Source organism: Sphingosinicella sp. BN140058, assembly GCF_004135585.1.
Classification (GTDB): domain Bacteria; phylum Pseudomonadota; class Alphaproteobacteria; order Sphingomonadales; family Sphingomonadaceae; genus Allosphingosinicella.
In genome coordinates, this window is record NZ_CP035501.1 from 3,703,231 (window position 1) to 3,727,031 (window position 23,801).

The window sequence follows — 23,801 nt, forward strand, 5'->3', positions numbered from 1 at the left end:
CAGCCGGGGCTGGCCTGGTTTCTCGGTGTTGGTCAGGCGCGTCCGTATCTATGACAGGCAAAATAGCTCATCTCGACGGCCCCGCTTCGGGCGAAGCGGCCGGGCGGCTCGATCTGCGCGAGGTCGCGCGCCACGTCGCCGCGTTCCGCAAGCCGAGCAGCGGTCGCGGCATCTTCGAGCTTGCGGTCAGTGCCGCGCCCTTGCTGGTGCTGTGGCTGCTGATGTGGTGGCTGCTCGATCACCATTATGCGCTGACCCTGATCCTGGCGCTGCCCGCGGCGGGCTTTCTGCTCCGGCTTTTCTTGATCCAGCATGATTGCGGCCACGGCGCCTTCTTCAAGAATCGCAGCGCCAACGACTGGGTCGGCCGCTGCATCGGCGTGCTGACCCTCAGCCCCTATGATTTCTGGCGCCGCACCCATGCCATCCACCATGCCGGCACCGGCAATCTCGACAAGCGCGGCATCGGCGACGTCGATACGCTCACCGTGCGCGAATATGCGGGGCGCAGCCGGTGGGGGCGCTTGCGTTACCGGCTCTATCGCCACCCGATCGTGCTGTTCGTGATCGGCCCCGCCTACGTCTTCTTCCTGCGCTACCGGCTGCCGCTCGGCCTGATGCGCCAGGGCTGGAAGCCCTGGGCCAGCACGATGGGCACCAATGCCGCGATCCTGCTCGGCGCCACCGGCCTGATCCTGCTCGTCGGGATCGGGCCGTTTCTGCTCATCCAGCTCCCGATCACGCTGATCGCGGCGTCGATCGGCGTCTGGCTGTTCTACGTCCAGCACCAGTTCGAGCATACCTATTGGAGCCGTGGCCGCGAGTGGAGCTTCCACGAGGCCGCGCTCTACGGCAGCTCGCATTACGTGCTGCCGCCGGTGCTGCGCTGGTTCACCGCCAATATCGGGCTGCACCACCTCCATCATCTCTGCAGCACGGTGCCCTCCTACCGGCTCGGCGCCATTCTTCGCGCCCGGCCGGAGCTGGCGCAGATCAACCGCATGACCCTCCGGGAGAGCCTGCGCACGGTGAAGCTCACTTTGTGGGACGAGGAAGCCGGGCGGATGGTGTCCTTCCGCGAGGCCAGGCTCGCCCGCGCCGCCTGACCGAGTCGGGCTTCAAGGGTCAGTCGTTGCGGATCAGCCGCTCGACCCGGCGATCGGGGATCACCCAGCTGATCGCGACCATCACGTAGAGGCCAAGCGAAATCGCCGGCGCGACGAAGGCGGCAGCGATGCCGGCGGCATAAGCGACGAGCGACAGCCTGCCCTTCAAGTCCTTGCCAAGCGCGGTGGCGAGGGTCGAGCCTTCGCCCTCGTGCCGGATGAAACCGGAGGCGAGCAGGCGATAGGCGGTCGCCGCCATCAGCAGCACGAAGCCGTAGAGCGCCACCGGCTTCGCCGCGAAATGGTTCTCGCCCATCCAGGCGGTGGCGAACGGGATCAGCGACAGCCAGAAGAGCAGATGGAGGTTGGCCCAGAGCAGGCCCCCCGTCACCGTCCTGACCGTGTGCAGCATGTGATGGTGGTTGTTCCAGTAGATGCCGACATAGACGAAGCTCAGCACGTAGCTCAGGAAGACCGGCACCAGCCCCGCGAGATCGGCAAGCTCGGTGCCGTGCGGCACCTTCAGCTCCAGCACCATGATCGTGATGATGATGGCGATGACGCCGTCGCTGAAGGCTTCCAGCCTGGTCTTGTTCATGTCGCAGCCCCGATGAATGACGTCGTCGCTATGGATGCGGAGGCGCCTTCCGACAAGCGCGCCACACTTGTTACTCCCACCCCGCCGCTTTGCGCGCGATGATGCGGTCCTAGCCACGGGGCCGGAACGGACGGTCCCGAGCACTTTGACAAAGGAGGATCGATCGCATGGACACCCACAGTGCGGAGCCGGCGGCGGCCGACGGCCGGATCTCGATGGAGACGCCGCCGGTCGTCTCGCCCGAAGCGTGGCAGGCCGCGCGCGCCGCCCTTCTGGTCAAGGAAAAGGCGCTGACCCGCGCCCGCGATGCGCTTGCCGCCGAGCGGCGGCGGATGCCATGGATGGAGGTCCGCAGCGACTATCGGTTCGTGGGCGCGGCGAGGGAGGCAAGCCTGCTCGACCTGTTCGACGGACGGCGCCAGTTGATCGTCTACCGCGCCTTTTTCGAACCCGGCGTGTTCGGCTGGCCGGACCACGCCTGCCGCGGCTGCTCCATGGTGGCGGACCAGGTCGCACACGTCGCCCACCTCAACGCCCGCGACACGACCCTGGCCTTCGTGTCGCGCGCGCCGCAGGCCGACATCGCCCGGCTCAAGCAACGTATGGGCTGGGACATCCCTTGGTTCACGATCACCGACGATTTCGATGCCGATTTTGGCGTCGGCGAATGGCACGGCACCAACGTCTTCTATCGTGACGGCGACCAGGTCTTCCGCACCTACTTCCTCAACAATCGCGGCGACGAGCAGATGGGCGGTACTTGGAACTATCTCGATATCACCCCACTCGGCCGCCAGGAATTGTGGGAGGATTCGCCGCCGGGCTATCCGCAGACGCCGACCTACAAATGGTGGAACTGGCACGATAGCTATGTGCCCGACGCAGCGCCCGACAAAACCTGGGTGCAAGTGTCCGATGCGGGTGAGAAGGCGTTCCGCGCGCAAGCGGCGGGCGAGGGACCGCAATCGGGCACGGAGGCATGAGCGCGGCCGGTTCCAGCGGAACCGGCGACGCGGCGGATGTCCGGCGGTCAGCCGGGGCGAAGGCGGCGACATGGCTCGCCTTCGCCGCCTCGCCGACCTTCGCGGTCATGGCGTTGCTGAGTGCCGGTGAAGGCGGCGAGGCGGCGGCGATGCTGTGTGGGGCGGCGCATGGACCACCTTCGGGCGGGATGCCGCTGATGTACGTGCTGATGAGCGCCTTCCATGCCGGTCCATGGCTGAAGCGCATCGGCATGCGTCGGCAGACGTCGGGCTTGTTGTGCAAGAACTGATCCTGGCAGGCGAGGCATCAAGCCTCGCCTGCCAGGCAAAACGCTGGGCGCCGTGCCCGTCACCTCAGATGAAAATGTCGACGGTCGTGCTGATCGGGAATTCGGGACTGGCGAACTCGATCACGTAATCCTGCACGGCCGCGTAGGAGCCGTCGCCGTCGCCGTCGATCACGACGAAGGTGCGGCCCGCATAGTCTCCGCTGTTCGGGGTGAACAGGACGGCGGAATGGCTTTCGAGCGCGCCGTCGACCGCCCTGCGAAGATCGGTGCCGAACGTTGCGAAACTGAGCGCGCCGGCCGTGACATTCCCGGTCCATCCGCTGACTTCGAACGGGAGGTCGATCAGGTCGCCATAGCCTCTGTTCCAGAAGCCCTCGATGGTATCGAAGCGCGTGGTCGTCGACTCTGCTGCCGAAGTGTAGAAATAGATGCTATCGCCTGCGATACCCTTCATGAGATCCGCGCCAAGGCCTCCGATCAGAACATCGTCACCGCTCGCGCCGTCGAGCCTGTCATCGCCGTTTCCTCCCGAAAGACGGTCGTTCCCGCGCCCGCCGGAAATGGTGTCGGCACCGAATCCTCCGATCACCTCGTAGCTGCTCGGAGGCATGTTCGGCAGGGCCCCGCCGTCGAAGTTGAGCGTCTCGGTTCGTACGAGATCGCTCGCGTCGACGATCAGCCGTTCCCATGGGGCAACGTTGCCGTCCGCCATTTTCAGCCTGTAATCAAACGAGACTTCCCTCGAACCGCCGATCAGAAGGAGACGCTCGACGCCGCTGATCTGGTCCTCGCCGAAGGTGAAATCGTAGTCGCCGGCGAGTTGCAGCGTATCGAAACCCGTGCCGCCGAGCACGCTGTCTCCCGCCGACCATTCCGCGCCGAACGCGAACAGATCGTCGCCACCGCGGCCTTCGACCCGGTCCTCGCCACCCTGCTGAACCTGGAAGCGATCCGCCGACTCGGTGCCGAACAGGCTCTCGTTGCTCGCATCGCCGACGAGATCGAGCTGGGCCGCCACATTGATCGTGAAGCTGTCTCGGTCGGTGAGCACGCCGCCGACGCCGGTCGCGCCAAGGTCGTTCGTCGTGACTGTCACGATGTCTTGACCCGAATAGCCTGCATCGGAGCGGTAGGCGAGACCATCGAGCGCGGTGTTGATCGCCGCGATGGTGCCGCGGAACGTCATCGTCGCGTCTGCCGTTCCGTCGCCGCTGGAAAAGCTCAATCCGGCCGGGCTTGCTAACGTCAGACTGCCGTGGAGAGCGGCGATCGTCACTTCCAGCGTTCCTTGGTCGGGAAAGTCGGCAGGCGTGTCGGGGTCTCCGACGATCAGCCGGTTCCCGTTCGGTGCCGAAAAGACCAGGTCGGTGTTGCTTGCAATGAACTGCGATTGAGGCACGATGTTCGTCGGCGCATCATTCACGGCCGTGATGTTGACCTGCACCGTGCCGAATGCGATGTTCCGATCAAACCCGGCCGCATCGCCGAAAACGATGGTGTCACCAGTGGCGGGACCGGGTGCATCGTACCGATATTCCAGATGCACTGAGCGAATGACATCGTTGACCAGCGCAGACGTGGATGCCGTGTCTTCACTGGTGAAATGAACATAATGACTAACACTTCCTGAAGAGCGAGGGTCGGTTACGATGGAGTAACGCGCGAATGCGTGGCCGCCGTGCTTCAGGATAAACACATCGGCAGATGTGCTCTGTTCGATCGTGAAGCTCTCGTTCGGGACGAGACTTACGACAGTCAGCACGCCGCCGAAGAAACCAATCCATGCATCCTTGTAGTCGCCAAGTCCTCCATTCAGAACATCCAGATCGAGGTCGAAGATGGTGGCATTCGCGAAGGTCGCGACAGGCGGGCCGTCTTCGATGATCTCAACTGGATCAAGACCTGACCAGACCGGCACGTTGTTGTTCGCCACGGCTGCGGCCGGCGCGCGCAGGGCAGCGCTTTCGTCCTCACTGGTGCTGGCGCCGATCCGTGGTGTGTCAGCGGCGGCTTTCGCCGGTATCGCCTCGAGGCTTGCGAGGGCAACGGAGCGCACAACGGCCTCCTCGCTTTGCGCCGCTAGAATGTCCGCAGCGGTCCGATCGCTGGCTTGAGTCAGCAACGCGGACTTGGTGCTATTGGAAGCATACATGAATGGTCACTCCTGGGAAGTGTCGCGAACGTCCGCTGTGCTGGGTACATTCGGCTGAAGCCCGTAAAGCGCTGCTCCAGCCGCTCACGTCGGCTCAGATGAAAAAGTTCACGCCCTCGAGGGGACTCGAGGGTTGCGTGAGTTCGATCACGTAATCCTGGACGGGCGTGTAACCGTTCTTTCCATCGCCATCGATCAGCAGGAAGGTGCGGCCCGCCAAATCCCCGCTGTCGGGCGTGAAAAGAGCCGATAAGGAGTTGCCGAGGAAGAAGGCCGCCGCTCGGAGGTCGCTGCCGAAGCTCTCCAGGCTGAGTGCGCCGCTCGTGATACGCTCGGGGCCGATCGCCTGAAATGGGAGATCGATTCGGTCTTCGGTCACATCGAAGCCCACGATCGTGTCGAACCGGATGGTCGTGGACTCCGCAGCCGAATGGTAACGGAAGACATCTGCACCGCCGCCGCCGCTCAGCACGTCAGCACCGAGCCCACCGAGCAGAATGTCGTCGCCATCGCCACCGCGGAGCTGATCCGCGCCGTTCTCGCCCGAAAGAATGTCGTGTCCGCGGCTGCCCGAAATGACGTCGTCTCCGAACCCACCGAAAACCTGGTATGAGCCGTCCGTTTCGGAGGTGCCGTCGAAGCGCAGCGTCTCCGTCCTTACCAGATCTCTGCCGTCGACGACCATGCGTTGGCCGGCAGCGACATTCCCGTCAGCCATATCAAGCGTGTAGTTGAAGGGGACGCCGCTCGGGCCGCCGATCAGGAGCAAGCGTTCGACGTCCGTGATCTGATCCTCGCCGAATGCGAGATCATAATCGCCCGTGAGTTGAAGCGTGTCGTGACCGGAACCGCCGTTCACATGATCTCCGCTGTCCCACTGGCTTCCGTAAACGAAGCTATCGTTACCGCCGCGGCCATCTGCATGATCCGCGCCGCCTTGTTGAAGAAGGAAGCGCTCCGAAAACTCGGTGCCCGCGATGCTGTCGTTTGCGGGAGTACCGGCGAGATCCGACTTAGGCGTGAACACGATGGTGACGGCATCCCGGTCGGCAAGCGGGCCGCCGGTCGCGGGGGCGCCGGAATCGCGCGCGGTTAGCGTCAAGACATCCTCTCCGGCCTGTCCCGGAGCACCGCGATAGACGAGACCGTCCAGCGCCGCGTTTATCGCCGCGGCTGTTCCGCTGAAGGTCATCAGGGCGTCGCCGCTGCCGTCTCCCGTGAGGAAGGAGAGGCCTGCAGTGCGGGACAGGGATAGATTGCCGTGGCCGACGCCGATCGTCACCTCCAGAACTAGCGAGTCGGGATCCGAGACGCTGATCGCGTTACCGTTGGCGTTGGAGAAGACGTGCTCGTCCAGCGCCGTGGTGAACGCTACGGCAGGCAGGCTGTTGATGGGAGCGTCGTTGACCGGCGTCAACGTGACGGGAACCCGCTGGTAGCTGGACGACTCACTTCGCCACCAGGGATCTCCGACGATAAGATCCAGCGATGTTGCTGAAGGAGGTGTGTCGCTTGTGTTCCGGTAATGAATGGACTGAAGTACCTCGTTCACCAATGCCGTCGTTGCGGGAGTTCCGGTACTGGTGAATTTTATAGACAACTCGGGAAAAATGACGTCTGGCGCGAGAATGCGGGGGGACGTGTCCAAGGTCGCAAAGATCTTTCCGTCCGCCTTCAGAAGAAAGCTGTTCAATGTGGATCCAGCCTCGATCGTGAAATTCGGTCCCGCTTCTAGTGTCAATTCATCATATTTCGTCCATGCACGGATCAGGACCGAGCCACCTATATAGTCACCCAGCCAATTATTCGCGACATCTGCCTCGTCGGAAATCGTCACGCCCGAGAGTAAGGATACGCGGGTGTTTTCGGTCGCGATGACCGGCACGACGCCGGAGATGACGGGCAACTCGTTATGCGGTGTCCTTATGTTTTGCGGGCCTCTGCCGGCAATCTCCGACATGGCGCCACCGCCGGGGCCGGAGGCGAGCGGCCGCAGCGCGTCGCTTGTGCCTGAAAGGGGAGCGCTCGCCGGATCCTCTTGCTCGAGGTTGAAGGGCAGGTTGCGGCTCTTGGAAGCAGGCATGGGCGTTCCTCCGTTGATCAAAGGTGAAGAATATGCGGGTAGGTCGCGGGCTGAACTTAGCGTCGCGCCCAAGCTCACCCGTCCGCTTCAGTTCCAGTAGAAAGAGATGTCGGTGACCGCGTCGAGCGGGACCCGGGGCTGGGCGAACTCGCTGACATAGTCCTTCACCGGCTCGTCGTTGACCGCCGAGACGTCGATACCCAGCGTCTCGGGCTCGCTGACCGTACCGCTCTGGCCTGCCAGCGCAAAGCTGATGCTGCCATATGCGGCGCCATCACCGTTCAAGGCAGGAATGAAGCCGAGCCGGCCAGCGGCGAAATCGGCCGCCGAGAAGGATGCGGGAAGCTGCACATCGATCGCTGTACCGCTGCCTACGACATTAGCGAAATAGACCAGCCGTCCGCCTGTGGCAGCGCTGAAGCGAATTCGGGCAGCGTCACTGTCCGCGTCGAAGTCGCTCAGTCGGAGCAGCCGAAGCGTATCTTCCCCGGTGACGATATGGAGGATGGGTGCAACGGCCGATTCGCCCGACGCATCGATGAACGTCAACGCATTGATTTTCGACGCATACATCGGAGTTACTCCGCTTACAACAGCCGTTTCACGCAAAGGCTGTTCGGAGCGTTAACCATGTGCGTACATCATGGGCAAGTGATGAGAATGCACCCGTGCAGGATATTCGGCAGCGACGGCATCGACCGGGCTTCGGGCACGCAGATGTTCTCGGACTTACTTCCCGAGAATAAGGCGAGGCAGCGCCGTTACACCGATTCGTGTCATGTTTGTGACGCTTCAATGAACTGATCTGGGGAATGTACGTGCCGTTGTTTGCGACGGCCGTCCTATCCTCCCGAACGTCTTCGGCTCAGATGAAGATCGCAGCCGTCGTGTCGAGCGCGTAGACGGGCTGCGCGAACTCGATCACGTAGTCCTGCACCGCCTGGTAGGTTCCGTCGCCATTGCCGTCGATGACGACGAAGGTGCGGCCGGCATAGTCGCCGCCGTCGGGGGTGAAGAGGACGGCGGCGTGGGCGTCTAGCGCCACGTTCACCGCCTTGCCGAGGTCGGCGCCGAAACTTGCGGCGCGGAGCGCCCCGGCCGCGACGCTGCCGCTCCATCCGCGCATCTCGAACGGCAGGTCGAGGCGATCGAAGAAGAAGTCGAAGCCGGTAATGGTGTCGAACTGGGTGGAGGTGGACTCGGCGGCCGACGCATAGGCGTAGACGTTGAGGCCGTTGCCGCCGATCAGCCGGTCCGCGCCCATTCCGCCGACGAGGCGATCGTTGCCGCGCAGGCCGGTGAGGATATCGGCACCATTGCCGCCGATGAGGAGATCGGCCTGGCGCCCGCCGGTGACGACGTCGTCGCCGAAGCCGCCGACGATTTCGAAGCTGCCGTCGCTTTCGGCGCTGCCGTCGAAGGTCAGATGCTCGCTGCGCACGAGATCGCTCGCATCGACCCGCAGCCGGGCACCCGCGGCGACGTTGCCGTCGCTGCTCTGCAGCCAATAGTCGAAATTGGTGCCGGTCGGGCCGCCGATCAGCAGCAGCCGTTCGACGCCGTCGATCTGATCCTCGCCGAAGCGCAGCCGATAGGCGCCGATGAGCTGGAGCGTGTCCTCGCCCGAGCCGCCCTCGACGCGATCGCCCGAGTCCCACTGGTCGCCGAACAGGAAGAGATCGTCGCCACCGCGGCCCTGGCCATGATCGTGGCCTCCTTGCTGGAACAGGAAGCGGTCGCCATCCTCCCCGCCGCCGAAATCATTGTCGCCGGAATCGCCGATCAGATCGCCTTTCGGCATCACCGTGATGCCGATCGTGTCCTTGTCGGTGAGGGTGCCGCCGACGCCGCTGCCGCCGAGATCGCTGGTGCGGACGTAGAGACCGTCGCGGCCCCGATACCCGGCGGCACCTTCATAGACGAGCCCATCGAGCGCGGCATTGATGTCGGCGGCGCTGCCGCGAACGGTCATGAAGCTGTCGGCCGTGCCGTCGCCCGTCACGAAGCGCAATCCGTGCGTCGTGGCGAACGTGAGGGTGCCATGGGCAACGCCAACCGTGAATTCGAGTGTCGTCGCGTCCGGATCTGCGATGCTGACCGCGTTGCCGTTGGCGGCGGAGAAGACGAGGCTGGATCCTTCGACGATCGCCTGGGCGGTCGGCACAGAGTTGACCGGATCGTCGTTGAGCGCGGTGAGAAAAACGGGAACGGAGCCGAGGGCGACCGGGCCGTCCGGCTCGTTCTCGCCGAAGGCGACGGTGAGGGCGGTCTGCGCCGGTGGGGTGTCGCTGTCGTAGCGGTAACGGATCGACCGGACGACTTCGTCGACCAGCGCCTTGGTGGCGACGCCGCCATCGACGCTGCCGGGATAGAATTCGATCCGTATCTCTCCCGCTCGCACCGCGTAGGAGGCAAAGGCATGGCCGCCGGCTACCAGGGCCGGCCCGTCGACGGTGAAGGCGCTGGAGGCGGCGAGGCTGAAAAGATCGACGTGGTCGAGAATGTCGCCCTGGATCAGCAGGAAGGTCCCGCCATAATCGCCGAGACCGCCATTGGCTGCGTCGCGGCTGGCATCGGACAGGTTTATGCCTGCAAGGATCGCTGCGTCGAGCTGCTCCAAGGCTTCGACCCGGCCGATGCCGGAAAGGCTGGGGGCGCCGCCGAGGGACGCGGGCACACCTGCCGCGGTTGCGAGATCGAAAGCATACATCTGGACTTACTCCGCTCGCGGCAACGCCCCGCGCTGTCGAAAGCAAGTAATCCGGTGCCGTGAACGCGGCAAGCGGGTTTGGACCGGGCTAGCTTGGAATCATCGATCTCCGGCAACTTTCGACCGGGAAGACCTTTCGAGACGTTCGTCGACCGTAGGTTTTACCGTCTCGCCATTGTGTGCTGCCCGGAAATCAGAAACCAGTGAGGAGCAGGTTCAGGGCTCCGACAACATCCCGCTCGCAATGGGAGAGTGTGCCGATCCACGCGCCGAGCTCACGCCTGTCGACGCAGGCGACGAACTCGGTTGCGAGCACATATTCCGCCTGGTCGATCCTGAAAATCGGATTGAGCACCTTCTTGGCCGGCGGCGCCTTTTGCTTGGGCAGCAGCGGAACCACGATTCGGGTCGGAAGATCGCTCAGCAGGTCGGCCTGGCAATCGAGAACGAGGGCGTCACCCATCCGGAAAATGTCGAACCGGGCCATCAGAATTTCCGGTGCCGGCGGAGCGGCGCTTCGTTCTTCGTCACCCAGCTCTTCGTGCCGTCGATCGCGGCCTTGTTCTCCTCCCGCCACTGCTTCGCGCGCGCTGCGGCGATCGCCGTCGAAAGGGCATGCTCCACGGTGCGGGAGAGATTGATGCCGAGCTCCTTTGCCTCGTCGACGAGGCGCGGGTCGAGCGACAGGTTCGTCCGTCGACGGGGCGGCGGGGCGCGGTTACTCGCTTCAGACATCATCCCTATCTACGCTGCGCAAGGACCGTGCGCAATGCCGTGACGCGATGCGGTGCGCGCGGCGACGCTCATCCCGTCGCGCGTTCGGTGCCTTTCACCCGCATCAGCGCCTCGCGTTCGATAACGGCGAGTTCCTTCACCGTCTGCTCGAGCGCCGCTTTCTGTGCTTCGAGTTCCTCGATGCGCTCGCGGCAGCGCCCGGCGAGCGCGCGCATCTGCTCGAGATGCTGAGGATCCGCATCGTAGAGGTCGAGGAATTCCTGGATCTCGCGCAGCGAGAAGCCCAGGCGCTTGCCGCGCAGGATGAGCTGCATGCGCGCGGTCTCGCGCTTCGAATAGATTCGCTGGGTCCCCACCCGGCGCGGCTCGATCAGGCCGCGATCCTCGTAGAAGCGCAGGGTGCGAGGCGTGATGCCGAGACTGTCGGCGACCTCCTGGATGCCCTGCAGCTGTTCAGCCGCCTCGCTCAATCGCAACCTCCCCGTTTTCCCCATCGTCATTCCCCCCGGTGCCGGGCTGACCGCCGGAGCCGATGTCCGCCGCCGCGGCCTTCGCCCGCTCTTCCTCGACCAGCTCCTTCTTGGAAAGCTTGCCGATCAAAGTCTTGGGCAGGGTCTCACGGATTTCGATCTCGCGCGGAAGCTCGATCTTGCTGACCTTGTCGGCCAGGAAGGTACGCAGGTCCGCCGCGGTGGCGCTCTGGCCGGCGGCGAGGGTGACGAACGCTTTGGGTGCCTGGCCGCGATACGGGTCGGATACGCCGATCACCACGGCTTCCGCGACGGCCGGATGCTCGTACAGGGCTTCCTCGATCACGCGCGGATAGACGTTGTATCCGCCGGCGATGATCACGTCCTTGATCCGGTCGACGATGAACAGATAGCCTTCGTCGTCGAGATAGCCGACGTCGCCGGTACGCAGCGCGCCGTTGGCGAAGACTTCCCGGCTCGCGTCGGGACGGTTCCAGTAACCCGACATGATCTGCGGCCCGCGGGCGCAGATCTCGCCGATTTGCCCGACCTCGAGCAGATGGCCGGGATTGTCGCGGTCGTGGATCTCGATCGTCGTGCCGGGGAAGGGTCGGCCGGCCGATCCCGTCTTGTTCACGCCCTCGATTATCGGATTGCAGGTGATGATCGGCGAGCTTTCGGACAGGCCGTAGCCCTCGACCACCTTGGCGCCCGTTGCACTTTCGAACGCCTGGCGAACTTCGCTCGGCAGCGGCGCGCCGCCGGAGATGCAGGCATGGATCGAAGACATGTCGACCGTCTCCCTCTTGGCCGCACCCGCGATCGCGTTGAAGATGGTCGGCACCGCCGGGAAGAAGGTCGGGCGCCGCCGCTTGATCGTATCGAGCACCTGGCGGAGATCGAAGCGGGGCAGGAGGATCATCTCGGCCCCGGAGCGGATGCCGAAGGTGAGCACGGTGGTCAGCGCGAAGACGTGGAACAGCGGCAGCACGCCAAGCACCCGGTCCTGCTCCGGACGCTCGCCGCCGGTGTGCAGATAGCAAGCGTCGGCATTGGCGACGAGATTGGCGTGGCTGAGCATCGCAGCCTTTGGCTCGCCCGTGGTGCCGCCGGTATATTGGAGCACGGCAATGGCCTGCGGATCGACCGAGACCGGCTGCAGCTTGCCCTTGGCGCCGATCAGGTCGGCAAAGCGCAGCTGCCGTCCGTCGGACGGTATCGCGGCGATGTCGCTGCGCTTGAATAGACGATAGGCAATCGATTTGAGAGCGGGCAGCGCACCGGAAACGGGGCAGGCGATGACGTGACGCAGGCCGAGCTCGGCGGCGACGTGGCTGACCCGGCCATGGATGTCGGGAATGTCGCAGGTTGCGATGATGTCGGCGCCCGAATCGACCAGCAGGTGGCGCAGCTCGCGCTCTACGTAGAGCGGGTTCACGTTGACGACGGTTCCGCCCGCCTTGAGCGTGGCGAAGAACAGCACCGGGTAATAGATGATGTTGGGCAGGCAGAGTGCGACCCGGCTGCCCGGTCTTACGCCAAGCTTCTGAAGCCCGACGGCGGCGGCATCGACCATCTCGGACAGCGCCGCATAGCTGGTGATCCGGCCCATGAAATCGATCGCGGGGCGCGATCCGAAGCGCTCCACCGTCTCCGCGAAGAGATCGGTCAGGAGCCGTGGCGCGAAGTTCAGCTCGACACCCCTGGCCTCAGCAATACGCATTCAACGCCTTTCCAAAAAAACGTGCTCGTCCCGGTTGTCGGCCGCACCCGACCGGCTTATTAGCCCTTGACGTATGCGTCAGGTAACGCACCTTAACGTGAGGCTGCAAGGCCTTAACAGGCAGAAGATGAGGAATTGATGACCGAAGTCGTGATCGCTGGCTACGCCCGCTCGCCTTTCCACCTCGCCGGCAAAGGCGAACTCGCCCGGGTCCGCCCGGACGATCTCGCTGCGCAGACGATCCGCGGCCTCATCGAGAAGACCAAGGTCGATCCGGCCAAGATCGAAGACATCATCCTCGGCTGCGCCTTTCCGGAAGGAGAGCAGGGACTCAACGTCGCGCGGATGATCGGCCTGCTCGCCGATCTGCCGCTGTCGGTCGGCGGCATGACCGTCAATCGCTTCTGTGGATCGTCGATGAGCGCGATCCATATTGCGGTCGGCCAGATCCAGATCGGTGCCGGGGAGGCGTTCATCTGCGCCGGTCTCGAATCGATGAGCCGGGTGCCGATGGGGGGCTACAACCCGCTGCCCAACCCGACGCTCGCGAAGAAGAGCGCCGGTGCCTACATGGGCATGGGCGAGACGGCGGAAAACGTCGCCCGCAAATACCAGATCACGCGCGCCGAGCAGGAGAGCTTCGCCGTCAAGAGCCACCGCAAGGCCGCGGCCGCTCGCGATGCCGGCAAGCTCGCCGACGAGATCGTGCCGATCCAGACCAAGGCGGGGATCGTCAACCAGGACGGCGGCATCCGCGCCGACACTTCGGAAGAGGTGCTCGCCGGTCTGAAGCCGGCGTTCAGTCAGGACGGCTCGGTCACCGCTGGCACTTCGTCGCCGCTGACCGATGGCGCCTCCGCGGTGCTGGTCACCTCGGAGGAATTCGCCAAGGCCAACGGCCTCAAGATTCTGGCCCGAATCAAGTCGGTGGGGATTTCCGGCTGCGAGCCCGAGACGATGGGGCTCGGCCCGATCGGCGCGTCGCTGAAGGCGCTGGAGCGCGCCGGTCTCAAGACCGACGATCTCGACGTGGTCGAGATCAACGAGGCGTTCGCCTCGCAGGCGATCGCCTGCATTCGCGATCTCGGGCTCAAGGAAGAAACGATCAACATCGACGGCGGCGGCATTTCGATCGGCCACCCGCTCGGCGCCACCGGCGCCCGCATCGTCGGCAAGGCCGCGGCTTTGCTTGAGCGCGAGGGCGGCAAATATGCGCTGGCGACCCAGTGCATCGGCGGCGGCCAGGGCATCGCCACCGTGCTGGAGCGTGCATGATGACCGATCGGATCAACAAGGTCTGCGTGATCGGTGCCGGCGTGATGGGCGCCGGCATCGCCGCCCAGGTCGCCAATGCCGGCGTGCCCGTGCTGCTGCTCGACATCGTGCCCAGGGACGGCACCGATCGTGATGCGGTTGCCAAGGGCGCGGTCGCCAAAATGCTCAAGACCGAGCCGGCGCCGTTCATGTCCAAGTCGGCCGCGAAGCTGGTCGAGACGGGCAATATCGACGATCATCTCGGCCGCGTTGCCGAATGCGATTGGATCGTAGAAGCGATCGTCGAGCGGCTCGACATCAAGCAAGCGCTTTACGCCAGGCTGGAAGAGCTGAAGCGTCCGGGAACGGCAGTGTCGTCGAACACGTCGACGATCCCGCTCGGCCACCTCGTCGATGGGCGCTCCGATCAGTTCAAGCGCGATTTCCTGATCACCCACTTCTTCAATCCGCCGCGTTACATGCGGCTGATTGAAATCGTCCGGGGACCCGGCACGGATCCGGCTGTGGCCGGACGCGTGGAGGATTTCGTCGATCGGATGATGGGCAAGAGGATCGTCCGGGCCAAGGACACGCCGGGCTTCATCGCCAACCGCATCGGCACCTACTGGCTTGCCGTCGCGATCAATGCGGCGATGGACCAGGGCCTCACCGTCGAGGAAGCCGATCAGATCGGCGGGCGTCCGATGGGCGTTCCCAAGACCGGCATCTTCGGTCTGGTCGATCTGGTCGGTGTCGACCTGATGCCGCTTCTGTCCAAGAGCCTTGCTTCGACCCTCCCGGCTGGAGACGCCTATTTCGATACGATCCGGCCGATGCCGCTGGTCGACAGGATGATCGCCGAAGGCTTTACCGGCCGCAAGGGCAACGGCGGCTTCTACCGGCTCGACAAGAAGCCGGACGGGACTCGCGCCAAGCTCAGCCTCGATCTCGCCACCGGCGACTACCGGCCCGAGCGCAAGCCGGAGCGGTTGCCCGGCGCGGCGGAGAAGGACCTCGCAGCGCTGGTCGCGCTGCCGGGCAAGCCCGGCGCCTACGCCTGGACGATCCTCGGCAACGTGCTTTCCTATGCGGCGTCGCTGGTCGGCGAGGCGGCGGACGACGTCGTCGGCATCGATGACGCGATGAAGCTCGGCTACAATTGGAAGTTCGGGCCGTTCGAACTGATCGACCGCCTGGGGCCGGGCAAGCTCGCCGCGCGGCTGAGGGAAGAGGGGCGCAAGGTTCCTGCGATCCTCGAGACTGCGGGGGACCGTCCTTTCTATCGGATCGAGAACGGGGTTCGCCAGTATCTCGGGGTCGACGGCGCCTATCGCGACATCGTCCGGCCCGACGGCGTGTTGCTGCTCGAGGACGTCAAGCTGCGCAGCGAACCGCTGCTCAAGAACGGCTCGGCAGCGCTTTGGGACATCGGCGACGGCATCGTCTGCCTCGAATTCACCGGCAAGATGAATGCGCTCGACGAAGAGGTGATGAAGATCGTCCAGAAGGCGATCCCGCTGGTCAAGGCGCAGTATAAGGGCCTCGTCGTCTACAACGAGGGTTCGAACTTCTCCGCCGGCGCCAATCTCGGCCTCGCCATGTTCGCGCTCAACATCGCCGCATGGAGCGAGATCGAGAAGCTCGTCTCGGCCGGCCAGCAAGCCTATAAGGCCTTGAAATACGCGCCCTTCCCGGTGGTCTCCGCCCCGGCGGGCATGGCCCTTGGCGGGGGCTGCGAGATCCTGCTCCATTCCGACGCGGTCCAGGCCCATGCCGAAAGCTATGTCGGCCTCGTCGAGTGCGGCGTCGGCCTGGTGCCGGGCTGGGGCGGCCATGGCGAGCTGATCGATCGGATGGTGAAGTCGCCGATGATGCCGAAGGGGCCGATGCCGGCCGTGGTCAAGGCGTTCGAAACGATCTCGACCGCATCCGTGTCGAAGTCGGCGGCCGAGGCCAGGGAGATGATGTTCCTTCGTCCCTCGGACCGGATCACGATGAACCGCGACCGCCTGCTCGCCGACGCCAAGGCGAAGGCGCTGGCCCTCGTCGAAGGCTATGCGCCCCCGGAAAAGCCGACCTTCCGCCTGCCCGGTGAAAGCGGCCGAGTCGCGATCGGCAATGCGGTGCGCGACTTCCACAAGAAGGGCGTGGCGACCGATTACGACACGGTCGTCGCTGGCCGTCTGGCCAACGTGCTGACCGGCGGCGACGCCGACCTGGTCGACACTGTCAGCGAGGACCAGCTGCTGAAGCTGGAGCGCGAGGCATTCATGGCCAGCGTCCGCGATCGCCGTACCCAGGCCCGGGTCGAGCACATGCTCGAAACCGGCAAGCCGCTGCGCAACTGAGGGAGGTGGCCGGACCGTCGACCCGTCGGCCACCCCCGAACACTCCGTTCGGGCTGAGCCTGTCGAAGCCCTCCTTTTCCTTCTTGCTGAAGAGGAGAAGAGAAAGGCTTCGACAAGCTCAACCCGAACGGGAGACGAGATAACGAGGTTCGCGTGCCTGCCGGTCGAAGGCGAGGACGTGCACCACACCATCGGAAGACCAGGACATGCAGACCTATAACGCACCCCTGCGCGACATGCGCTTCGTGCTTCACGAACTGTTCGCCAACGACGAATTCGGCGGTCTCGACAAGTTCGCGGAATTCACCCCCGATCTGCTCGATGCGGTGCTCGAGGAAGCAGCCCGGGTCGCCCGCGACGTGCTGCTGCCGCTCAATGCCAGCGGGGACGAGGAAGGGTGCACGCTGGAAAATGGCGTCGTCCGCACGCCCAAGGGTTTCAAACAGGCTTACGACACGTTCGTCGAGGGCGGCTGGGCATCGCTGGCCTCCGATCCCGAATATGGCGGGCAGGGCCTCCCCGAGACGGTCAACAAGCTCGTCGAGGAGATGATCTGCGCCTCGAACCTGTCGTTCAGCCTCTATCCGGGCCTAACCCACGGCGCGACCACTGCGATCGAGGGCCATGCCTCAGAGGATCTGAAGCGCGCTTACTTGCCCAGGATGGTCAGCGGCGAATGGTCGGGCACGATGTGCCTCACCGAGGCGCATTGCGGAACCGATCTCGGCCTGCTGCGCACCAAGGCGGTGCCGCAGGCGGACGGCAGCTACAAGGTCACCGGGTCGAAGATCTTCATCTCGGCCGGCGACCATGATCTCACCGACAATGTCGTCCACCTCGTTCTCGCCCGGCTTCCGGATGCGCCGGCGGGCGTGAAGGGGATCAGCCTGTTCCTGGTGCCCAAATTCCTTCCGAAGGAAGACGGCTCGGTCGGCCCTCGCAACGGCGTCGCGGTTGCCGGCATCGAGCACAAGATGGGGTTGAAGGCCTCCGCCACCTGCCAGATCGCGTTCGACGATGCGACCGGCTGGCTTGTCGGTCAGCCCAACAAGGGCCTTGCCGCGATGTTCACGATGATGAACACCGAACGTGTCTCGGTCGGCATTCAGGGCCTCGGCATCAACGAGATCGCCTATCAGTCGGCCGTTGCCTATGCGAAGGAGCGGCTGCAGGGCCGCGCGCTCGGCGGCGCCCAGCAGCCGTCGCTCGCCGCCGATCCGATCATCGTCCACCCCGACGTGCGCCGCATGCTGATGACGATGCGCGTCTATGCCGAGGGCTGCCGGGCGCTCGGACAATGGGCATCGCGCGCGCTCGATGCCGAGAAGCACAGCACGGATCCCGACGTCCGCGCCCGCGCCACCGATTTCGTCGCCTTGATGACTCCGGTGGTGAAGGCCCTGTTCACCGATCTCGCCTCCGAAGCCGCCAACCTTGCCGTGCAGACTTATGGCGGGCACGGCTATATTCGCGAGCATGGCGTCGAGCAGTTCGTCCGCGATGCCCGGATCACCCAGATCTACGAGGGCACCAACGGCATCCAGGCGCTCGATCTCGTCGGCCGCAAGATGGCGGCGAACATGGGGCGCGCGATGCGGCCCTTCTTCCATGCCGTCTCGGAACTGTGCGACGAACTGACCAAGAGCCAGGACCCGCAGATCTCCGGCTTCGCCGGGGCGCTGATGCAGAATTTCGGGGCGCTGCAGCTGACCACGGCGACGATCGCGCGCCGCGCGATGAAGGATCCGGAAGAGGCGGGCGCTGCAGCGAGCGAGTATCTGCGCATGCTCGGCCTGGTCGGCATGGGTTATACTTTCCTCAAGGCGGCGAAGATCGCCAAGGCGCGGCTGGCCGAGGGCACGGACGATGCCGACTTCTACACCGCGAAGGTCGCCACCGCGGCTTTCTTCTTCGATCGGATCCTACCGCAGGCGACGACGTTGTTCCTGACGATCAAGACCGGCAAGGCGTCGATGATGGCGCTGCCGGCGGAAGCTTTCTGACCGACAGATCGGAACAACGGGTTTTTGCGGTTGGGCGATAACCATTGTGCAACAAAGGCTTGCCAAGAGCTTCATCCTGTCGCAGCGAGCGCTGCGACAGGATTGACCTATACGTAAGTTGCTGCTCCTATAGATCAGTCTCGTAACGCAACGGTGATGCCGACCCGGCGTCGCCGCAAGGATCGACCCCAGGGGCAATCGACCCCGACGGCGTAGAGTAAGGAGAGGATTTGATGCTGATTACCATGCTGGCCATGGCGATGGCGGCGCCGCAGGATGTGGCGGTCGGCCGCTGGAAGACCGAGACACGTGGTGGGATCGTCGAGATCCAGCGCTGCGGCGCCTCGATCTGCGGGCGCTTGCTCACGTCCGAGCATTTGCGCACCAATCCGAACCTCAAGGACGCGAACAACACCAACGCGGCCCTCCGCAATCGGCCCCTGCGCGGCCTTCAGATCCTCAGCGGGTTCAAGGCCGACGGCAATGGATGGAGCGGCGGCAAGATCTACAATGCCGAGGACGGCAAGACCTACAGCGCCTATGTGACGCCGGAAGGCCCGAACCAGCTCAAGGTCAAGGGCTGCGTGTTCCGTCCGCTCTGCAAGACCCAGACCTGGACCCGCGTGCGCTGAGCCGCGTTACGCGAGCCTTTTTCCACACCCGTTTTCCCCTACCCGGTACCGCGTGCCGTATCGCTTACAGGATGATCTGATGTCGTATTTGAAGACCGCTCTCGCTACCGCCACTGCGCTCACCGCCACCTTCGGCTTCGCCAGCGCCGCCAACGCCCAGGCCTTCTATCTGCAGGAGCAATCCGCGCGCGGTGCGGGCCGGGCCTTTTCGGGCGAGGGTGCCGACACCGGCGCCGCCTCCTTGTGGTGGAACCCGGCGGCGATCGCCGGCATCGAGAATATGGACGTGTCGCTCTCCGCCTCGGCGATCCTGCCGCGCGGCAAGGTCGTCGACAACGGCACCGTCATTCGCCGCCCGGGCCAAGCCTTCGCCCCGGTCGGCGGCGATCCCGTGGCCAAGAATCCGATCAACAACGGCGTGTTGCCGGCCTTTGCGGTCGGGATCCCGCTCAACGATCGGGTCGCGCTCGGCCTCGCGGTCAGCTCGCCCTACAGCTTCACCACGGATTATGCCGAGGACAGCTGGGCCCGGTACACCGCGGACAAGACCAAGCTGCTGACGGTCGACATCCAGCCGAGCGTCGCCGTCGCGGTGACCGACTGGCTCCGCGCCGGTGCCGCGCTCAACGTCGAATATACCGATGCGAGCCTGTCCAATGCGCTCCCCAATCTGCTGGCGACGCTTCCGGACGGCCGCCAGGTGCTGAAGGGCGACGGCTGGGATCTCGGCTGGAGCGCCGGCGTGCAGATGCACAATGATTTCGTCACCGTCGGCATCAGCTACAAGTCCGCGATCGAGCACAAGCTCAAGGGCTCGCTCGAGATCAGCGGCCTGCTCGGCCCGCTCGCCGCGCAGAACCGCACTCTCGATGGCGTAAGTGCCAGCTTCTACACTCCCGCTCAGATCATCGTAGGGGCCCGCTTCAAGGTCAGCCCGGCGCTGACCCTGAACACGCAGGGGATCCGCTACACCTGGAGCAAGTTCGACGCGATCCGCCTCGGCGCGCCGCTCAACACCGCCATTCCGGAAGGCTATCAGAACAGCTGGAGCCTTGCCGGCGGCTTCGATTACCAGGCCTCGGAGAAGCTGATCCTGCGTGCCGGTGTCCAGCATGCCTCCACGCCGACCGTCGACGGCGAGCGTGATGCACGCGTTCCGGACTCGGATCGCTGGAACTTCGGCGCCGGCGGCACCTTCCAGGCGACCCCGCGCCTCGCGCTCGACGCTGCCTTCAATTATGTCGACTTCGAGGATGAGACGATCGACCGCACCACGGCCGCCTTTGCCGGCACGCCGGTGCAGACCCCGATTGTGGTCAATGGCACCCTCCGCAACGCCAAGGCCTTCATCTTCTCGCTCGGGGGCCGGATGACGTTCTGACCTTCTCTCCTCGGGAAAGATTCCATGAAAGGACTACTTTGATGGAATTCCTCGGGGAGGGAATACAGAGCCTTGGGCGAAACCCAGCTCAGCCTGGGTGGAGTTGGAAAGGGTGACAGCGCTCACGGATATCCGTCGAGTCTGTCACCCTCGCCCAGCCTCGCGTAAGCTCGACAGGGTGGATGAGGAGAAGTTCGCATGAAGCTGCTCGTGCCCGTGAAGCGGGTGATCGATTACAATGTGAAGCCGCGGGTGAGGGCGGACGGGAGCGGGGTCGATCTCGCCAACGTCAAGATGAGCATGAACCCGTTCGACGAGATTGCGGTCGAGGAGGCGATCCGGCTGAAGGAGAAGGGTGCGGCGACCGAAATCGTCGTGGTCTCGATCGGCCCGGCCAAGGCGCAGGAGACCTTGCGGACCGCTCTGGCGATGGGTGCGGATCGTGCGATCCTGGTCCAGACCGACGATGCCGTCGAGCCGCTTGCGGTCGCCAAGATCCTGGCCAAGGTCGCTGCCGAGGAGCAGCCGGGGCTGATCATCCTCGGCAAGCAGGCGATCGACGACGATTCGAACCAGACCGGCCAGATGCTTGCCGCCTTGCTCGGCTGGGCGCAGGGCACCTTCGCCTCCAAGGTCGAGCTCTCGGGCGAGAGCGTCGACGTCACCCGTGAGGTGGACGGCGGCCTCGAGACGCTGCGGCTGAAGCTGCCGGCGATCGTCACCACCGATCTGCGCCTCAACGAGCCGCGTTATGCGTCGCTGCCCAACATCATGAAGGCAAAGTCGAAGCCGCTCGCGACCAAGGCGCCGGCCGATTACGGCGTCGACACCGCGCCGCGGCTGACCACATTGTCGGTGCGCGAGCCGTCCAAGCGCGAAGCCGGCATCAAGGTCGCCTCGGTCGACGAACTGATCGACCGCCTCCGCACCGTGGGAGTCATCGGATGAAGAGTCTCGTTCTCGTCGAACACGAAGCCGGCGATCTCAAGGACGCCACTCTGGCGGCAGTCACCGCCGCCGCCAAGCTTGGCGAGGTCCATCTCCTCGTCGCCGGCGAGGGCGTCTCCGCCGTCGCCGAGGCGGCCGCGAAGATCGCCGGCGTCGGCAAGGTCCACGTCGCCGACGATGCCGCTTACGCGCATCAGCTGGCGGAGAATGTGGCGCCGCTCATCGCAGAGCTCATGGGCCACCATGACGCCTTCGTCGCGCCGGCGACGACCACCGGCAAGAATGTCGCGCCGCGGGTCGCCGCTCTGCTCGACGTGATGCAGGTCTCTGACGTGATCGAGGTGGTCGACGCCGACACCTTTGTGCGGCCGATTTACGCCGGTAATGCGATCGCGACGGTGAAGTCGGCCGACGCCAAGAAGGTGCTGACCGTCCGCGGCACCGCCTTCGACAAGGCGCCGCGCGAGGGCGGCTCCGGCACGATCGAGGCGGTCTCGGGCGGCAGCGATGCCGGCCTGTCGAGCTTCGTCGGTGCGGAGATTGCCGCCTCGGAGCGTCCGGAGCTGACTAGCGCCAAGATCATCGTCTCCGGCGGGCGCGCGCTCGGCTCGGGCGAAGCCTTCCATCAGGTCATCGATCCGCTGGCGGACAAGCTCGGCGCCGCCGTCGGCGCGTCCCGCGCCGCGGTCGATGCCGGCTATGCGCCCAACGATTATCAGGTCGGCCAGACCGGCAAGATCGTCGCCCCCGAACTCTATGTCGCAGTCGGCATTTCGGGTGCGATCCAGCATCTCGCCGGCATGAAGGAGTCCAAGACGATCGTTGCGATCAACAAGGACGAAGACGCACCGATCTTCCAGGTCGCCGACATCGGCCTGGTCGGCGACCTGTTCAAACTGGTGCCGGAGCTGACCGAAAAGCTGTGAGACGCCTCTCCCCTTTAGGGGAAAGGCTGGGAGAGGGGCAGTGCCCCTTCTCCCGCGCTGGCGCTCTAGAACGGGTCTCCCCTCTCCTTACCCTCTCCCCTGAAGGGGAGAGGAAGGGTAGACTCCGGCCGGGGGCGACTCGCAAGGAGGCGCTCGTGAGCGTCCGTGGAGCCTGTCACTGCCATTCCGTTCGTCTCCTGCTTACCGAGACGCCGACGGAAGTGGTCGCCTGCGATTGCTCGCTGTGCAGCCGTCGCGGCATGCTGTGGGCGCACTATGACGACAAACAAGTGGCGACCGACGGCTTTACCGAAGGCTATGTGTGGGGTGACGAAACGATCCGCTTCCACCATTGCCCGAAATGCGGCTGCACCACCCACTGGCACTCGAATCACCAGTTCGGTGGCAAGATCGGCGTTAATGCCAGGCTGATCGACGGCTTCGTCGAGACCGGCGGCGCGGAAACTTCGCGCTACGATTTCGGCCAGGGCCCGGTCCCGATCACCTTCCTGCACGGCGCCAACGGGTGATCTCTCTTCCCTTCGGGAAGGGCAGGGAGAGGGGAAAGCTGGTTCGTTGACGCTGAAGAACACCGGTTCATTGCCGCGTCGCGGTCCACCAGGTGCGCTCCGTGTCGGCACGGGTCACCGAAACGACGGCTCCGGCGCCGTTGCGGGCGAAGGTCATCGTCGAGAGCGGGCCGACGCCGAACCGGTCGGGACCGATTGGAACGAGCGGAAGGCGGGCACCCGTGGTCCAGACGAGGTGGAGCAATCCGTCCTGCTCGGTCAGGCGAAAACCATCGCGTTCCGGAATCGCATAGGCGCCGAGATAATCGCTGAGGCCAACGGCATCGACGCTCGGCGCCTCGTAGAGCAGGGCGGACTGATGACGTAGCTCGCGCCATCGGCCGCCCTCCCGCACGAACACAGTCGATCCCCGCAGCCACGTATCCCGCTTGCTCTTCGCATCGCGGAAGCGGACGATCGAACTCCGCACGGCGGTGTCTCCGACGCGGGTGACGCGGCGATCATATTCTCGGATGTCGGCCGTCTGGCGGGGAAGCTTGCCGCCGGCCACCAGCTTCAGCCATATGTCGAACTCGTCAACCTGCCCGAAGGCGTGGAGCATCTCGAAACGCGGATGGACGAGTTCCCGCAAGCGGGCCGCGTCGCGTGCCTCGACCGCTTCCTGTACCGCCTGGAACACGGCTTGGACCTGCATTTCCTCTTGCGAGACAGGAGGCGCGGCGGCGAGCAGCAGCGCGGCCACGCAGGCGAGCGCAAGTCGCGGAACGGACATGATAGCTCCCGTGGTAGCCCGGCCGATCCGCACTCTACTCCAGCAGCCGCCTTGTGTCCCGTCGCTATTCGGCGGGGCGGGAGCCTTGATTCAGGCGCCCGCGGGATGAATCGGACGGCGTCGTTATGACTTTGGCAACGGTGAATCGGGTAACAAA

General features: G+C 64.7%; 21 protein-coding genes. 11 read left to right on the top strand and 10 right to left on the bottom strand.

The features are described 5' to 3' along the window. Nucleotides 1-50 precede the first annotated feature (50 nt). Nucleotides 51-1,106, top strand: coding sequence for a fatty acid desaturase (locus ETR14_RS16650; RefSeq protein ID WP_129386391.1), 1,056 nt, complete (start codon nt 51-53; stop codon nt 1,104-1,106). A 19-nt stretch (nt 1,107-1,125) separates the two neighbouring features. Here the strand turns inward: ETR14_RS16650 and ETR14_RS16655 are convergent, their stop codons facing one another. Then, nucleotides 1,126-1,704 (bottom strand): TMEM175 family protein, encoded by a 579-nt coding sequence (locus tag ETR14_RS16655; RefSeq protein WP_129386393.1) that lies wholly within the window; start codon nt 1,702-1,704, stop codon nt 1,126-1,128. A 167-nt stretch (nt 1,705-1,871) separates the two neighbouring features. Here ETR14_RS16655 and ETR14_RS16660 point away from each other — a divergent pair, with 167 nt between their 5' ends. Next, nucleotides 1,872-2,687: a DUF899 domain-containing protein gene (locus ETR14_RS16660; RefSeq protein WP_129386395.1), complete on the top strand. Its 816-nt coding sequence runs from the start codon at nt 1,872-1,874 to the stop codon at nt 2,685-2,687. Beyond that, nucleotides 2,684-2,977: a hypothetical protein gene (locus ETR14_RS16665; protein WP_129386397.1), complete on the top strand. Its 294-nt coding sequence runs from the start codon at nt 2,684-2,686 to the stop codon at nt 2,975-2,977. Before ETR14_RS16660 ends, ETR14_RS16665 begins: the two co-directional genes overlap by 4 nt. 64 nt (nt 2,978-3,041) lie before the next feature. Here the strand turns inward: ETR14_RS16665 and ETR14_RS16670 are convergent, their stop codons facing one another. The 8 genes from ETR14_RS16670 to ETR14_RS16705 all read right to left on the bottom strand — a co-directional run bounded on the left by ETR14_RS16670 (nt 3,042) and on the right by ETR14_RS16705 (nt 12,850). Then, nucleotides 3,042-5,129 (bottom strand): calcium-binding protein, encoded by a 2,088-nt coding sequence (locus ETR14_RS16670; protein WP_129386399.1) that lies wholly within the window; start codon nt 5,127-5,129, stop codon nt 3,042-3,044. A gap of 94 nt (nt 5,130-5,223) precedes the next feature. After that, entirely contained in the window at nt 5,224-7,212 is a 1,989-nt protein-coding gene (locus ETR14_RS16675; protein WP_129386401.1) for a calcium-binding protein, read from the bottom strand. Between the two features lie 87 nt (nt 7,213-7,299). Then, nucleotides 7,300-7,785, bottom strand: coding sequence for a hypothetical protein (locus tag ETR14_RS16680; protein ID WP_129386403.1), 486 nt, complete (start codon nt 7,783-7,785; stop codon nt 7,300-7,302). 292 nt (nt 7,786-8,077) lie between these two features. Continuing rightward, entirely contained in the window at nt 8,078-9,922 is a 1,845-nt protein-coding gene (locus tag ETR14_RS16685; protein WP_129386405.1) for a calcium-binding protein, read from the bottom strand. A 193-nt stretch (nt 9,923-10,115) separates the two neighbouring features. Then, nucleotides 10,116-10,409, bottom strand: coding sequence for a CcdB family protein (locus ETR14_RS16690; protein WP_129386407.1), 294 nt, complete (start codon nt 10,407-10,409; stop codon nt 10,116-10,118). Continuing rightward, nucleotides 10,409-10,660 carry a type II toxin-antitoxin system CcdA family antitoxin gene (locus ETR14_RS16695; RefSeq protein ID WP_243455552.1) on the bottom strand — a complete coding sequence of 84 codons (252 nt, stop codon included), beginning with the start codon at nt 10,658-10,660 and terminating at the stop codon, nt 10,409-10,411. The genes ETR14_RS16690 and ETR14_RS16695 overlap by 1 nt, the downstream gene beginning before the upstream one ends. A 65-nt stretch (nt 10,661-10,725) precedes the next feature. Next, nucleotides 10,726-11,127: a MerR family DNA-binding transcriptional regulator gene (locus ETR14_RS16700; protein ID WP_243455553.1), complete on the bottom strand. Its 402-nt coding sequence runs from the start codon at nt 11,125-11,127 to the stop codon at nt 10,726-10,728. After that, nucleotides 11,111-12,850 carry a long-chain fatty acid--CoA ligase gene (locus tag ETR14_RS16705; protein WP_129386413.1) on the bottom strand — a complete coding sequence of 580 codons (1,740 nt, stop codon included), beginning with the start codon at nt 12,848-12,850 and terminating at the stop codon, nt 11,111-11,113. The genes ETR14_RS16700 and ETR14_RS16705 overlap by 17 nt, the downstream gene beginning before the upstream one ends. A 138-nt stretch (nt 12,851-12,988) precedes the next feature. On the opposite strand from ETR14_RS16705, the gene ETR14_RS16710 reads away from it, so the two are divergent. The 8 genes from ETR14_RS16710 (at nt 12,989) to ETR14_RS16745 (ending at nt 22,872) form a co-directional block, all read left to right on the top strand. Then, nucleotides 12,989-14,125: a thiolase family protein gene (locus tag ETR14_RS16710; RefSeq protein WP_129386414.1), complete on the top strand. Its 1,137-nt coding sequence runs from the start codon at nt 12,989-12,991 to the stop codon at nt 14,123-14,125. Further along, complete coding sequence (locus ETR14_RS16715; protein ID WP_129391998.1) at nt 14,125-16,452, top strand: 3-hydroxyacyl-CoA dehydrogenase/enoyl-CoA hydratase family protein; 2,328 nt, start codon at nt 14,125-14,127, stop codon at nt 16,450-16,452. Before ETR14_RS16710 ends, ETR14_RS16715 begins: the two co-directional genes overlap by 1 nt. A 206-nt stretch (nt 16,453-16,658) precedes the next feature. Beyond that, the gene (locus ETR14_RS16720) at nt 16,659-18,455 is read left to right on the top strand and encodes an acyl-CoA dehydrogenase C-terminal domain-containing protein (RefSeq protein ID WP_129386416.1); all 1,797 of its coding nucleotides are present in this window, start codon (nt 16,659-16,661) and stop codon (nt 18,453-18,455) included. Nucleotides 18,456-18,688: 233 nt separating this feature from the next. After that, complete coding sequence (locus ETR14_RS16725; RefSeq protein WP_129386418.1) at nt 18,689-19,087, top strand: DUF2147 domain-containing protein; 399 nt, start codon at nt 18,689-18,691, stop codon at nt 19,085-19,087. 79 nt (nt 19,088-19,166) lie between these two features. Then, nucleotides 19,167-20,468, top strand: coding sequence for an OmpP1/FadL family transporter (locus ETR14_RS16730; RefSeq protein ID WP_206185853.1), 1,302 nt, complete (start codon nt 19,167-19,169; stop codon nt 20,466-20,468). Between the two features lie 198 nt (nt 20,469-20,666). After that, entirely contained in the window at nt 20,667-21,416 is a 750-nt protein-coding gene (locus ETR14_RS16735) for an electron transfer flavoprotein subunit beta/FixA family protein (RefSeq protein ID WP_129386420.1), read from the top strand. Continuing rightward, nucleotides 21,413-22,342: an electron transfer flavoprotein subunit alpha/FixB family protein gene (locus ETR14_RS16740; protein ID WP_129384622.1), complete on the top strand. Its 930-nt coding sequence runs from the start codon at nt 21,413-21,415 to the stop codon at nt 22,340-22,342. The genes ETR14_RS16735 and ETR14_RS16740 overlap by 4 nt, the downstream gene beginning before the upstream one ends. Before the next feature lie 155 nt (nt 22,343-22,497). After that, nucleotides 22,498-22,872: a GFA family protein gene (locus ETR14_RS16745; RefSeq protein ID WP_206185854.1), complete on the top strand. Its 375-nt coding sequence runs from the start codon at nt 22,498-22,500 to the stop codon at nt 22,870-22,872. Between the two features lie 67 nt (nt 22,873-22,939). Here the strand turns inward: ETR14_RS16745 and ETR14_RS16750 are convergent, their stop codons facing one another. Further along, the gene (locus ETR14_RS16750) at nt 22,940-23,644 is read right to left on the bottom strand and encodes a nuclear transport factor 2 family protein (protein WP_129386422.1); all 705 of its coding nucleotides are present in this window, start codon (nt 23,642-23,644) and stop codon (nt 22,940-22,942) included. Between the last annotated feature and the right edge of the window lie 157 nt (nt 23,645-23,801).